At 60.8% G+C, this 12,422-nt stretch carries 11 protein-coding genes; 8 read left to right on the top strand and 3 right to left on the bottom strand.

The features are described from left to right. Positions 1-33: 33 nt before the first annotated feature. Both kdpC and ACSEXS_RS09870 read left to right on the top strand, forming a co-directional pair. The gene (gene kdpC, locus ACSEXS_RS09875; RefSeq protein ID WP_438432983.1) at positions 34-654 is read left to right on the top strand and encodes a potassium-transporting ATPase subunit KdpC; all 621 of its coding nucleotides are present in this window, start codon (positions 34-36) and stop codon (positions 652-654) included. A 98-nt stretch (positions 655-752) separates the two neighbouring features. Beyond that, entirely contained in the window at positions 753-3,086 is a 2,334-nt protein-coding gene (locus tag ACSEXS_RS09870; RefSeq protein WP_438432982.1) for a histidine kinase, read from the top strand. Between the two features lie 9 nt (positions 3,087-3,095). Here the strand turns inward: ACSEXS_RS09870 and ACSEXS_RS09865 are convergent, their stop codons facing one another. Both ACSEXS_RS09865 and ACSEXS_RS09860 read right to left on the bottom strand, forming a co-directional pair. Beyond that, positions 3,096-3,914, bottom strand: coding sequence for a class I SAM-dependent methyltransferase (locus tag ACSEXS_RS09865; protein WP_438432981.1), 819 nt, complete (start codon positions 3,912-3,914; stop codon positions 3,096-3,098). 14 nt (positions 3,915-3,928) lie between these two features. Next, positions 3,929-4,333: a CBS domain-containing protein gene (locus ACSEXS_RS09860; protein ID WP_438432980.1), complete on the bottom strand. Its 405-nt coding sequence runs from the start codon at positions 4,331-4,333 to the stop codon at positions 3,929-3,931. 235 nt (positions 4,334-4,568) lie between these two features. On the opposite strand from ACSEXS_RS09860, the gene ACSEXS_RS09855 reads away from it, so the two are divergent. Both ACSEXS_RS09855 and ACSEXS_RS09850 read left to right on the top strand, forming a co-directional pair. Then, positions 4,569-5,453 carry an ROK family protein gene (locus tag ACSEXS_RS09855; RefSeq protein ID WP_438432979.1) on the top strand — a complete coding sequence of 295 codons (885 nt, stop codon included), beginning with the start codon at positions 4,569-4,571 and terminating at the stop codon, positions 5,451-5,453. 108 nt (positions 5,454-5,561) lie between these two features. Then, entirely contained in the window at positions 5,562-6,320 is a 759-nt protein-coding gene (locus tag ACSEXS_RS09850; RefSeq protein ID WP_438432978.1) for an SDR family oxidoreductase, read from the top strand. Between the two features lie 105 nt (positions 6,321-6,425). On the opposite strand, the gene ACSEXS_RS09845 is transcribed toward ACSEXS_RS09850, so the two are convergent. After that, entirely contained in the window at positions 6,426-7,055 is a 630-nt protein-coding gene (locus tag ACSEXS_RS09845) for an acetate uptake transporter (protein ID WP_438432977.1), read from the bottom strand. 207 nt (positions 7,056-7,262) lie between these two features. Here ACSEXS_RS09845 and selD point away from each other — a divergent pair, with 207 nt between their 5' ends. The 4 genes from selD to ACSEXS_RS09825 all read left to right on the top strand — a co-directional run bounded on the left by selD (position 7,263) and on the right by ACSEXS_RS09825 (position 12,360). Further along, positions 7,263-8,324 carry a selenide, water dikinase SelD gene (gene selD, locus ACSEXS_RS09840; RefSeq protein WP_438432976.1) on the top strand — a complete coding sequence of 354 codons (1,062 nt, stop codon included), beginning with the start codon at positions 7,263-7,265 and terminating at the stop codon, positions 8,322-8,324. 69 nt (positions 8,325-8,393) lie between these two features. Further along, positions 8,394-9,440 (top strand): tRNA 2-selenouridine(34) synthase MnmH, encoded by a 1,047-nt coding sequence (gene mnmH / locus ACSEXS_RS09835; RefSeq protein ID WP_438432975.1) that lies wholly within the window; start codon positions 8,394-8,396, stop codon positions 9,438-9,440. 199 nt (positions 9,441-9,639) lie between these two features. Then, positions 9,640-10,749, top strand: a complete 1,110-nt coding sequence (locus ACSEXS_RS09830; RefSeq protein WP_438432974.1) for a sugar ABC transporter substrate-binding protein — start codon at positions 9,640-9,642, stop codon at positions 10,747-10,749. Between the two features lie 87 nt (positions 10,750-10,836). After that, a complete protein-coding gene (locus ACSEXS_RS09825) occupies positions 10,837-12,360 on the top strand; it encodes an ATP-binding cassette domain-containing protein (RefSeq protein WP_438432973.1) in 1,524 nt (507 codons plus the stop codon). Positions 12,361-12,422 lie beyond the last annotated feature (62 nt).

The following is a 12,422-nucleotide window of genomic DNA, read 5'->3' as shown; positions in this document are numbered from 1 at the left end:
GGCTCGATCATCATTTACGGGAAGGTGAACACGATGAAAACAACCCCGGAGACCGCGGCGGAAGGCCGCAAAGAATCCAAGGGTTCCTATCTCTTCGGTGTCATTCGGATCAGTTTGATCTTTATTGTACTATGCGGCATTGCCTATCCGCTCGCCAGCACGGGACTCGCCCAGGTGCTGATGCCGGACCAGGCGAACGGCAGCGTTCTGAAGAACGCGGCGGGCCAGGCCGTCGGCTCGGAGCTGATCGGCCAGAATTTCACCGATCCCCGCTACTTCCACGGCCGGGTATCGAGCATCGAGTACAAGGCCGAAGCTTCCGGCTCGAACAACTACGCTCCCTCCAATCCGGCTCTGCTGCAGCGAACCCAGGACACCATCGCCCAGTGGCAGGCGGATAACCCCGGCGTGGCCCTCGACCGGCTGCCCGTGGACCTCGTCACGAACTCCGGCTCCGGCCTCGACCCGCATATCTCTCCGCAGGCGGCCGAGGTCCAGATTCCCCGGGTCAGCAAGGCGACCGGACTCTCCGCCGAGGAGCTGACCAAGCTGGTGAACCGGCACACGGAGGGCCGGGACTTGGGCCTGTTCGGAGAGAAGCGGGTGAACGTCCTGAAGCTCAACCTGGCTCTATCGGAAGAGCTGGCAAAATAACCGGCATAGCCCTATCCGCGAGCGATTGGCGGATGGGGTCCTTTTGCCGTTGAAGGAAAGCACAACGGTTCGATCGATTTGGAGGAGGAGGCTTATCCATGCCGACCTACAAGCGCAAAACCCCGGAAGAGATTCTGTATTCCATCTATCGGCTTCACCGGGGAAGGCTGAAGATCATCATCGGCTCGGTAAGCGGGTCCGGCAAGACGTATCATATGCTGCAGGAAGGCAAGCTCTTGAAGCAGCGGGGAATCGACGTGGTCTTAAGCGCGGTCTCGACCATGCAGAGGTCGGATACCATCGAGCAATCACTCGACCTGGAGCGCATTCCCAGTATTCATTGGTGGCGAGGCGACAAGGAGCAGAAGGATTTGCCGCTCGATGCTCTGCTCAAGCGAAATCCCGAGGTGCTGCTGGTGGACGGTCTGGCCCACCGCAACCGCCAAGGCGCACGCTTTCGCACCCGGCTGGAGGATATCCGCTATCTGATGGACCAGGGGATCAGCGTCATCACCACGATCAACGTCTATGAGCTGGCCGGCGTGGAAGAGCTCGTCTACAAAATGACCGGCATCCGCGCCGAGGAGACGGTTCCCATGGATACGCTGGAGCTGGCGGATGAAATCCGGTTGATCGATGTGTCGCCGGAGACGATCCTGAACCGGATCGACGAAGGAATTCTGGGAGAGAGCGCCCATCCCGCCATGTCCCGCCGCGGCAACCTCGGCGTCCTGCGCGAGCTGTCGCTCCGGCTGGTGGCGGAGGGAGTCAACGGTACCCTGGAGAAATACCGGGAAGAGAAGGGGCTGGTCGGGCCGTCGGGAGCGGCGGAACGGATTCTGGTCTCGGCCCAGTACCACTGGAACGGTTCGCTGTACGTCCGCCGGGGTCAGCAGATCGCGAAGCGGCTGAACGGCGACCTGCTGGTGACGACGTTCGTGGTGGCGGGCAAGCCGCTCAGCAAGGAACAGCAGGCGTTCAAGCGCTCGATTCTCAAGTTGGTCGATAAGGTGGACGCGAAGTTCGAGGAGCTTACGGTGTCACGCTTAAGCAGACTTCCGTCTGCGCTTGTGCGCTACGCGATTCAGAACAACGTCACCCGCATCGTCATGGGGCATTCCCGGAAGAGCCGCTGGCAGGAGTTGTGGCACGGGTCGATCGGCAACCGGGTGCTCCGGCAGACGCAGAACATCGACTTGTTTCTCATGGCCGACCGCTCCGAGCGGGAAGGGGAGCGGATTCTGCCGATCCACTCCAAGAAGCGGGGCGAGGCGAATCCGTTTCACCGCTTGAGCAGCAAGGAGATTGAGAAGAAGATCGAGACCATCCGCCGCGGTACCTTCAAGGTCTACATCGGCTCCGCTCCGGGAGTGGGCAAGACGTACAAGATGTTGCAGGAGGGCAACCTTCTGATGAAGAAGGGCATCGATGTCGTGGTCGGGCTGCTGGAAACGCACGGGCGCAAGGAAACGAAGGAGCAGATCGGCTCGCTCCCCTTTATCCCTCGGGCGAAGACGATCTACCAAGGTACGGAGCTGGAGGAAATGGACACGGAGGCGATCATCGCGCGGCGGCCCGAGGTGGTGCTGGTCGACGAGCTGGCGCATACGAATGTGCCGGGAAGCTCGACCAAGAAGCGGTACGAGGATGTGATTCGGCTGCTCGAGAGCGGCATTTCCGTGATCACGACGGTGAACGTTCAGCACCTGGAAAGCCTCAACGACGCGGTCGAGCAGTTGACCGGGGTCCGGGTCCGGGAGACGGTGCCCGATGCGGTCTTGCAGCTCGCCAATCAAGTCGAGCTGATCGACGTGACCCCCCAGATGCTGCAGGAGCGAATGCGGGAAGGAAAGATCTACGCCCGCGAGAAAATCGATCAAGCGCTGGATTCCTTCTTCAAGATGGGCAATTTGATTGCCTTACGGGAGCTCGCCCTGCGCGAGATCGCGGACGACGTGGACGAACGGCTGGAGGCGTGGGATCGGGACGCGTCCCTCCGGGGGCCTTGGAGCCGGCGGGAAGTGATCTTTGTCTGTGTGGATCTGGGGCCGCGCGCGGAGCGCCTGATTCGCCGGGGATTTCGCATCGCCCATCGGCTGAAGGCCGAATGGTACGTGCACTATGTTCACTGCGGCCGGGAGAAAACGGACCGCTGCGAGAAGCGGCTGGAGTCCCTGCGGCATTTAACGGAGCGGCTCGGAGGGAAGATGGAGGTGGTGGAAAGCGAGAGCCGCCGGAGAGTTCCCAAGCAGCTGCTGGAGCGGATGAACGAGGTGCAGACAACGCAGCTCATCATCGGGCATTCCCGCAAGCCGCTCTGGTACTCTCTCTTTCGGGAGAGCCCGGTTCATTATCTCCTGCAAAACGGCCGACACATGGATATGCTGATCGTCGCGGATTTCGATCCCTCCATCTCGGAGAGATCGCTGTAAGCCGCGGCCTTACTTCACCCCGAGCCGCATGCGGTAGGAGAAGAGAACCTCGGCGGACTCGCCGGCAAAGGCGGTCTCCGCGATTCGGCGGAATTCGGCGATGGCGCGATCGAGCTTGCCCGGCGCTTCGCGCAGCACGGTCTGCAGCCCGCCCTGGCTGAGCGCCAGGTTGACGTAGCGTTCGGCCGTACAAGGCTCCCAGTGGTGGAAAACGACCTCCCGGGCGTAGCGGAACAAGCCGGAGCGGCGGATACGCTCGAGGTGCCGTTCTTTGTCCCACTTCTTGGCGAGGCCGTCCTGCTCGGGCAACTCCCCGAGCAGCCGCTCGGTCTCTTCCTGGAGCTTCAGGTAACCGCTCTCGATGTCCGCATGGAAGGCAGGCGGCCAGTCGCAGTCGTATGCGGCGAAGACTCCGCCCGGCCGCAGCACGCGGGCGAACTCCCGCAGCGTCGGCTCCGGGTCCATCCAATGGAACGACTGCGAGCAGGTGACCGCATCGGCGGAGCCGTCGGCGAGCGCGAGCTCGTGGGAATAGCCCGGCAGGAAGCGCAGCGACGCCGGATCGCCTTCGCGGAGCAGCCGGTCCTCGGCCTGCTTGCGCATGTCGCCGTTCGGCTCGAAGCCGACGATCCGGTCGGCCTGGCCGAGCCAGACGAAGCTGGACAGGCCCGTACCGCAGCCGACGTCGGCGACCAGCCCGGGACGCCCGCCGAGGTAGCGCGTCACCATCCGCACGACCTCGGCCGGGGCGGCCGGGCGGTTGTCGTTGTACAGCCCGCTGAAGCCGGTGAAGCGGTCTACGTTGTTCTTGAGCGGATTGCGGGTCATGGTCGCGCCTCCCTTCAGTCCATGATGTTGCTGTTGTAGTAGGCGATGATGTCCTTGCGGCGAATGATGCCGAGGAACAGCCCGGCAGCATCCACCACCGGAATGAAGTTCTGGTCGGCGGCGAGGCTCAGCATGTCTTCCATGTTCGCGTCGATCCGGACGCTCTCCAACTGGAAGCGCTTCTTGACGGCGGCGAGCGGAACCCCGTTCATCGTGTCGAAGCTGAGCCCGGGCGTGTGCTTCATATGCCAGAGCAGATCCCCTTCGGACAAGGTGCCGATGTACGTTCCGGCTTCGTCGAGAATGGGAATGGCGGTGTATTGGTGCCGTTCGAGTTCATGGACCGCTTCCAGCAGGGTACACGAGGAGATTAGATAGGCGACCTGTTCCTTCGGCAAAAGAAAGGACGAGACTTGCACATGCGTCAGCTCCTTTGCATGGATTTTTCCCCATTAAAGCACAGCGGGAAGGGGAAGAAAAGGCCACGGGCGAAAAACGGCAGCAATTGTGGAGCTTTTGTGACGGAATCCTTCGGTTACCCATCGGCTCCGTTCCTCCATGGAAACGGTTCATAGGGGATGGTATAATCCAAATGCACCATGGCTTGAATCGGCCCAATAACGGCGGCGAGGATGACAGAGGAGGAACGGTAACATGCGCATAGGAGCAGTGGAAGCCGGAGGCACGAAATTTGTCTGCGGGTACGGCAATGAGCAGGGGGTTATCGAGGACCGGATAAGCTTTCCGACGGAAATGCCGGAAATCACCATTCCCAAGGTGATCGACTATTTCCGGGATAAAGGGGTGGCGGCCATCGGCATCGGATCGTTCGGTCCGCTCGGAGTCGACAGGACCCGCCCCGAATACGGGCATGTGACCACAACGCCCAAACCGGGCTGGAACGGATACGATTTTCTTGGAGCGCTCAAGGCGGCATATCCCGTGCCGTTCGGTTGGGATACGGACGTAAATGCGGCCGCTTACGGCGAAGCCATCTGGGGTGCGGCAAAGGGGCAATCAAGCTGCGTCTATTACACGGTAGGAACCGGAATTGGCGTAGGGGTCTATGCTCAGGGACGCCTGGTACACGGGCTGGTTCATCCCGAAGGAGGGCATGTGCTGACCCGCCGCCATCCGGAGGATGCGTTCGCCGGCGTCTGTCCGTACCATGGCGATTGCCTGGAGGGCATGGCAGCCGGACCGGGCATCGAGAAGCGGTGGGGCGTCAAGGGCAGCGAGCTGCCCAAGGATCACCCGGCCTGGGAACTCGAAGCGTATTACCTGGCCCAGTCCATTGCGAATACCATCCTGCTGCTGTCTCCCCAGAAAGTCATTCTGGGCGGCGGCGTCATGAAGCAGGAGCAGCTCTTCCCGCTGATTCGCAACGAAGTGAGCAGGAATTTGAACGGCTACGTCAGCGCCCGGGCGCTGACGGAGGAGCTGGACGATTACATCGTGCCTCCGGGTCTCGGGGACAACGCGGGTCTAGCCGGCTCGCTTGCGCTCGGTCTGGCCGCCCTGCGCGGGATCGAAGTCTGATCCGGCCAGGATTGCGCTTGTTTCAAACCTTTGCCTATTGGGTAAAGGTTTTTTGTTTGTTTGGGAATACTTGTCAGGGTGTGAACTTCAGACAGGAGGAACGAGAAGATGAAGCTGCAGGACAAAGCGGCCATCGTGACCGGAGCGGGCTCCGGCATGGGCAAAGCGATCGCCATCCGCTTCGCGGCGGAAGGGGCCAAGGTCATCGTGTCGGACATCAACGGGAATGCGGCGGAGGCGACGGCGGCGGAAATTCGCCAAGCGGGCGGAGAAGCCGTTGCCCAGCGGACGGACGTTACCAATGAACAGGAAGTGCAGGCGCTTATTCAAGCCTCCGTGGATCAGTTCGGTACCTTGGACATTCTGGTCAACAACGCCGGAATTCTCGACAACTTCGTCTCCGCCAAGGACATGACGGATGAGCTGTGGGAGAAGGTCTTCGCCGTCAACGCCACCGGCCCGATGCGGACCACCCGTCAAGCGCTGCCGATCTTCCTGGACAAGGGCAAGGGCAATATCATCAACATTGTCTCCGTCGGCGGCTTGTTCGGCTCCCGCGCCGGTGCGGCTTACACGGCCTCCAAGCATGCGGCGGTAGGCTTTACCCGCAATGTCGGCTTCCAGTACGCCGGAAAGGGCATCCGCTGCAACGGCATCGCGCCCGGCTCGGTGGAGACCAATATCGGCAATTCCATCACCGCGCCGGACTCCTTCGGCATGGAGCGGGCGATGGCCGGCGGAAACTTAAGTCCGCGCAACGCCAAGCCCGACGAGATTGCCGCGGTCGCCTTGTTCCTCGCTTCGGACGACTCCAGCTTCGTGAACGGCGCCATCGTCACGGCGGACGGCGGTTGGACCGCGTACTGAGGCGGAGTAACGGACAACGTACATAGGGGAGTCCCGGAAGCGGGACGCGCGTGAATCGAAAAAGCCGGCCGATCGGGGGTTCCCCTTATCGTCCGGCTTTTTACATTATTTTTTGAACCAGCCAAACGGCTTGCCGATCGGCAGGAAGACCCGGCCGAAGTGGGTATTGAGCACCGATGCGGCGGAGCCGTAGAAGGAAGCGAGCGCGATCAGGAATTCGGCGACCGCGGCGAGCTTGTGGCTGGCGTCTTCGGCGATGCCGAAGGCGTTCAAGGTGAGGCCGAGGAACAAGAAGATGATCAGGAAGAAGATGACGAACAGGACCTTGTTCGCTTCCATGGCGCCGATCGTCATGTAGACGGTGAAGATCAGGTAGCCGAGGAAGGCGAAGCCGAGCTGCTTGGGATCAAATTGGCCGGCCATCTCCGAGCCGAACACGCCGAGCTTGATCATCCAGGTGAAGGCGACGCCGAGCCAGAAGAACGCATACGCTCCGAACGCCGTGGCTCCAAAGGTGTTGTTGCGCTTCGAATCGCCGAAGCAGGCGAACAGCTGGGCGCAGGCTCCGAGAAAAATCGCCCAAGGAATAATGCCCGATACGCCGGTCGTCCATTCCAGCTTCTGGCTGGATGCGACCAGGGTTACCATGGCGAGTCCGAACAGTCCGATGGCGGACGGATCGGCGGTGGTGACCGAGACGGTCTCCGGTTTGACGGAAGGCTTTCCTTCGTTCACGTTGACAAAATCCCCCTATGGATCGAATGGCACATACCCATTCATTCTACAGAATTTGCCACGTTTCGACTGTGGAGATATTGTGAATGCCGTCACGAACAGACCGGGAGAGCGATCCGACCGCCGGGGAGAGCGCATTGGTGCGGTTTTTGGTACAATGGAAGGAAGATGCGCTTAAAGCCTATGCAAAAAAGGAGTGAAACGGGCATGTCCCCTACCGAACCGGTTAAACTGACTTCCCTCTCTTCCAAAGGCGGCTGCGGCTGCAAGATCGGACCGGCCGATCTGATGCAGGTGATTCGCAGCCTTCCCCCGGCCGAGCCCAATCCCGACCTGCTCGTGGGGCTGGATACGAGCGACGATGCCGGGGTGTACCGGCTGTCGGACGAGCTGGCGCTCGTGCAGACCGTCGATTTCTTCACCCCGATCGTGGACGACCCGTATTCCTTCGGCCAGATCGCGGCGGCGAACGCGCTGAGCGACATCTACGCCATGGGCGGCAAGCCGCTGACGGTGCTGAACATCGTCGCCTTTCCGATCTCGACGCTCGACAAGAGCATCCTCGCCGACATCCTCCGCGGTGCGGCGGATAAGGTGAGGGAAGCGGGAGCCACGCTGGTCGGCGGGCATTCCATCGACGACAAGGAGCCCAAGTTCGGGCTCGCCGTCACCGGACTCATTCATCCCGACCGGGTGCGGACGAACGCCGGGGCGAAGCCGGGCGACCGGCTGATCCTGACCAAGCCGATCGGGGTCGGCATCCTGACCACCTCGATCAAGAAGGATCAGCTCTCGGAGGAGGAGGTCCGCCGGCTCACCTCGGTGATGACCACGCTCAACAAGACGGCGGCTGAGGTCATGGAGCCTTACCGGGTCCATGCCTGCACCGACGTCACCGGCTTCGGCCTGCTCGGCCACGCCTCGGAGCTGGCCAAGGGCAGCGGTGTCGGCCTCGTGATCCGGCACGAGGACGTACCGGTGCTGCCGCGTGTCCGCGAGTTGGCCGAGAACGGCTTCGTTCCGGGCGGAACGAAGAACAACTTCGCCCACCTGGAAGGCAGCATCCGGTTTCCGGAGGAGCTGGACCAAGTCGGCCGTTACATTCTCTGCGATGCCGTTACCTCCGGCGGCCTGTTGATTTCCGTTGCCGCCGAAGATTGCGACGAGCTCTTCGCCAAGCTGCTAGCCGCTGGCGTCGAAGCGGCGCTGATCGGCGAAGTCACGGCCGAGCATCCCGGCGAGATTCGGGTTGCGGCGGCGGGACGCTGACCGAAAGCCTTGCGCCGGCCGCAGCGGGTTGACATGGCCTGCGCAGGGCAAACAGAGGAGTGTGCAAGGGTGTTCCAGGATATCACCATAGAAGAAGCTCGGACCCGGCCGAAGCCGGTGTCCTTCATCGATGTGCGGTCTCCCTCCGAATTCGCCGACGCGACCATTCCGGGAGCCGTGAATATTCCGCTCTTCGACGACGGCGAGCGGGCGGAGGTCGGCACGCTCTATGCCAAGATCGGCGTTCAAGCGGCAAAGGAGCGCGGACTCGCGCTGGTCTCGGCCAAGCTTCCCGCTTTTGTGAAGGAGCTGGCCTCCGTTCCCGGCGACAAGGCCGTATTCTGCTGGCGCGGCGGCATGCGCAGCCGCACGGCGGCCACGGTCGCTTCGCTGATGGACATTCATCTCTACCGGCTGAACGGAGGATACCGGGCTTACCGCAACTGGGTCGTGCAGACATTGGAGAGCTTCCGGCTCTCGTCCCGTCCCTACGTCATCCACGGACTGACGGGAACGGGGAAGACGGCGCTTCTGCTCCGCTTGAAGGAGCGGGGCTATCCCGTCATCGATCTGGAAGGACTCGCCGGCCACCGCGGCTCGGTCTTCGGCCAGATCGGCCTTAAGCCGCATAACCAGAAGACCTTCGACAGCCTGCTGCTGGAGGAGCTCCTGCGCTGGCAGGACTCGCCCTACCTGCTGCTCGAAGCGGAGAGCAAGCGGATCGGACGGATCGTCGTTCCGCCGTTCCTGGCGGAACGGATGGAGCAGGCCGTGCAGATCCGGATCGAGCTTCCTCTGGAAGCTCGGGTGGAGCAGATCCTGGCGGACTACCGGCCGCAGGAGCATGCGGAGGAATCTCTCGCCGCCTTCCGCCACATCAAGGACCGCATCCATATTCCGGTGGCGGCCGAGATCGAGCGCAGCCTGCTGGAGGAGCGCTATGCGAACGCCGCAAGTCTGCTGCTTCGCTACTATTACGATCCCCGGTATGAATTTTCCGCGAACCGCTACGGGTTTCCCGAGCTGGTGACCTTCCAGGCCGCGAGTCCGCAGGAAGCGGAGGAAGCCGTCGCCGCGTATTTGTCCGCCCGGGAAGGACCGCTTCCCTCTCAATAGAACGTATTCCGTCTAGATCACCCGATCGACCCGCCGCTTTTGGCCGCCTATGCGCGCCGGAGCGGCTTTTTGCCGTTCGGCTCCTGAATTGATGAGAATATCGAAGAAAGGCATGAGGATTTTCTATTCTGGCGAAAGGGGGAGGGGTGTAACATCGGTTATGCAAGAATCGATCAACCATATAGGGGAGGATTCAGTAATGAGAAAGACTTGGAAAGCGATTCCGTATGTGCTCGTGATCCTGATGCTGACCGTCATGGTCGCGGCCTGCGGCAAGAACGGCAGCGGCTCCAAGGTAGACGTGGGGATTGTGCTTCCGACGAAGGACGAACCGCGGTGGGTGCAGGACGAAAAACGCTTTACCGACGCGCTCGGCGCCACCAAGTACAAGTCCGAAATCCTGTTCAGCCAAGGCTCTTCCGCCAAGGAAAAGGAAAACGTCGACGCCCTCATCGCCAAAGGCATCAAGGTGCTCATCATCTGCCCGCAGGACGGGGATGCCGCCGCCGCCGCAGCGGAAAAAGCCAAGTCGGCCGGCGTCAAAGTCATCTCCTATGACCGTCTGATTACCAATACCGACGCGGTAGACTACTACGTAACCTTCGACAGCGTTGCCGTAGGGAAAGCCCAAGGCCAGTACCTGATCGACCACGCCAAGGGCAAGGGCGAGCCGCTGTACCTGTACGCCGGCGCCGCAACCGACAACAACGCCTTCCTGTTCTTCCAGGGCGCATGGGAAGTGCTCCAGCCGAAGATTGCCGACGGCACCTTCAAGATCGCCAACTCCAGCGAAGCGGTAACCCTCTCCCAGCAGAAGGACCTGAAGCGCGAAGAGTACAGCAAGATCATCAGCCAAGTTACCACCAACTGGGACCCCAACGAAGCCAAGAACAAGGCTCAGACGCACTTGACCTCCGCCGCCGCCGACCTGAAGGGCGACGTGGCGATCCTGGCTCCCAACGACGGTACCTCGCGCTCCATCGCCGACGTGTTTGCCTCGGATAAGGACATCAAGAGCTTCGTCGTCACCGGGCAGGACGCCGAGAAGGCTTCCATTCAGTACATCATCGACGGCAAGCAATCGATGACCGTGTTCAAGGATGTGCGCAACCTGGTCAAGGATGCCAACGGCATGGCGGTCAGCCTGCTCGACGGCAAGACGCCGGATACCACCGGGGTGCAGAACAACGGCAAGGTCGACGTCAAGGCCAAGCAGACCGACGTCATCGTCGTGGATCAAAGCAACGTGAAGGCGGCCCTGGTCGATTCGGGCTATTACCAAGCAAGCGACTTCACCGGCCTGAAATAAGCCCCATGCCTAGGAACCGGAATAGTGACGGATTCGTCCGCCGCTATTCCGCTCTTTTCTCAACTTGCTTGTGAAGGAGCCTTTGAAATGAATTCAACCATCCTGGAAATGAAGAACATTACCAAAGAATTCAAAGCCGTGAAGGCCCTCTCGAACGTGAACTTCAAGGTGGAGAGAGGAGAAATCCACTGCCTGATCGGAGAGAACGGCGCCGGCAAGTCCACGCTGATGAAAGTGCTGAGCGGCGTCTATCCTTACGGCACCTACACGGGCGACATCCTGTTCGAAGGGCAGGTTCAAAGCTTCTCCAAGATCACCGACAGCGTAAAAGCCGGCATCGCCATCATCTATCAAGAGCTCGCGCTCTTCCCGGACCTCTCGGTCTATGAAAATATCTTTGTCGGCAACGAAGTGAAGCGGGGCTCCGTGGTCGATTGGAACCAAACCATCGCAAAAGCGAACGACATGCTGCGCAAGGTCAAGCTCTCCGTCAACCCGGAGACGCTGATCAAGGACCTGGGCGTGGGCAAGCAGCAGCTCGTGGAAATTGCCAAGGCGCTGAGCAAGGACGTCAAGCTGCTCATCCTGGACGAACCGACGGCGGCCCTGAACGAGGACGACAGCGAAAACCTGCTCAACCTGCTGCGGGAGCTGAAGGAGCAGGGCATCACCTGCATCATGATCTCCCACAAGCTGAAGGAGGTCATCTCCATCGCCGACAAGGCGACCGTCCTGCGGGACGGGAAGACGATCTGCACGCTGGACGCGGCGAAGAACGAAATCTCGGAATCGGTCATCATCAAGAACATGGTGGGCCGGGAAATCGACGACATCTACCCGAAGCGGGCGGAGCGCTCTTTCGGCGACCCTATACTCGAAATCAAGGATTGGACGGCGTTTGATCCGAAGCTGGGCCGCGATATCGTCAAGAATGTGAACCTTCAGGTGCGAAAAGGCGAAATCGTCGGCATTGCCGGGCTCATGGGTTCGGGACGCACGGAGCTGGCCCAGAGCATCTTCGGCAATCCGAAGGGATACCGGCTCCGCGGCGAGCTGTGGGTGAACGGCCAGAAGCGGCACTTCCGCAGCCCGAAGGACGCGATGAACGCGGGCATCGCCTATGTGACGGAAGACCGCAAAGGAGACGGCCTGTTCCTAATTCAGGATATCAAGCAGAACATCACCGCCGCCCATCTAAATGGAATCTCTTCGCGCGTCGGCATCCTCAACATGAACGAAGAGGTTAAGATTTCAACCGAATACAAGGCCTCGCTCAATATCAAAGCTCCGTCCGTGGAGCAGCTCGTCGGTAACCTAAGCGGCGGCAACCAGCAGAAGGTGTCGCTCGCCAAGTGGCTGTTCGTGGGTCCAAGTCTGCTCATCCTGGACGAACCGACGCGAGGGATCGACGTCGGCGCGAAGTTCGAAATTTACACGATCATGAACAAGCTGATCCACCAGGGCATGAGCATCATCATGATTTCGTCGGAGCTGCCCGAGGTGCTCGGCATGAGCGACCGGGTGTACGTCATGGCCGAAGGCCGGATCAAGGGCGAGCTGGCGGCGGCGGAAGCGGATCAAGAGAAAATCATGAAACTCGCAACGGAGTAGGGGGCATAAGCGGTGAATCTCTTAAACGAAAGCAAAAAGCTGATCAAAGAAAACATCCGCGA

Source organism: Gorillibacterium terrae (genome assembly GCF_051594785.1).
Classification (GTDB): domain Bacteria; phylum Bacillota; class Bacilli; order Paenibacillales; family NBRC-103111; genus Gorillibacterium.
Note: the sequence above shows the minus strand (reverse complement) of the source record. Positions and strands in the feature narration are given on the sequence as shown.